The organism is Formosimonas limnophila, assembly GCF_014652675.1.
In the GTDB taxonomy this organism is placed as follows: Bacteria; Pseudomonadota; Gammaproteobacteria; order Burkholderiales; family Burkholderiaceae; genus Hydromonas; species Hydromonas limnophila.
Genome location: NZ_BMZG01000040.1, coordinates 1 through 1,209, shown reverse-complemented (window position 1 = coordinate 1,209; position 1,209 = coordinate 1). Strand labels below are relative to the sequence as shown.

Annotated in this window: 1 protein-coding gene; it reads left to right on the top strand. The window is 56.2% G+C overall.

What is annotated here, in order from left to right; all coding sequences use genetic code 11:
- Window positions 1-1,209 (top strand): filamentous hemagglutinin N-terminal domain-containing protein (locus tag IE082_RS11070; protein WP_189493966.1); only part of this gene is annotated, 1,209 nt, incomplete at both ends.

The following is a 1,209-nucleotide window of genomic DNA, read 5'->3' as shown; positions in this document are numbered from 1 at the left end:
GTCAAGGCCAAGTGGGTCAGATAGGTTCAGACGATACACGAGACACATCGAATCAGGCGTTTGGGTTCAGTACGATTCAGTTAGCGACCAAACTGCTGCTCGGCAGCGCATTGATTGTGGGCACGGCTACAGCTCAAGAAATCGCCATCGACCCGAATCAAGCGGGCAGCAAACCCATCATCGGTGTCGCGGCCAACGGTGTCCCTGTGGTGAATGTCGTTGCGCCCAATGCGCAAGGCGTGTCGCTCAATCAATTCCAAAACTACAACGTCAATGCCAATGGCCTCGTGCTGAACAACAGCGGTGCCATGAGCCAAACGCAACTCGCGGGTTTCATCCAAGGCAACCCGATGCTCGGCAACAACGCTGCCCGCACCATCATCAACCAAGTCACAGGGCCGAACGGCAGTAGCCTCAACGGTTACCAAGAAATCGCAGGCAACAGATCCAATCTCATCGTCGCCAACCCGAATGGCATCTCAGTCAATGGCGCAGGCTTCATCAACGCTGCCAACGTCACCCTCACCACAGGCACACCGCAGTTCAATAACGGCGCATTGACAGGCTTTAACGTCACAGGCGGCAACATCACCGTCAATGGCCAAGGCCTCAACGCCACAGGCGCAGACAAACTCTCGCTCATTACCAGAGCTGCGCAGCTCAATGCGCAGGTCTGGGCGAATCAAGCCGACCTCATCCTCGGTGCGAATCAAGTCACAGTAGATGGCAACACCAACACCGCAGGGATTAACGCCCAAACAGGGCAGGGCACAGCACCACAGTTTGCCCTCGACGTCGCGGCACTTGGCGGCATGTACGCGGGGCAAATGCGCTTGGTCGGCACAGAGGCGGGTTTGGGCATCAACAATGGTGGCAAACTCATCTCTGAAGGCAATCTCACCCTCGACGCACAAGGCAACCTCACCAACGCTGGGCGGATTGAATCAGGCAACGACAGCAGCATCAGCGTCAAAGACCTGACTAACAGCGGTCAAATCACCACCGTCAACAACCAAGTCATCAATGCACAAGCGGCCAACAACAGTGGTAACCTCACCGCAGGCAGTGTCCAGCTCAATGCAACCAGCCTGAATAACACTGGCAACATCACCCAAAGCGGTGCGCAGTCATTCGACATCGCCGCATCAAGTCTCGTCAACACAGGCCGGATCGGTATTGTTGACCAAACTGCCAGCGGTGGCGGCAGCA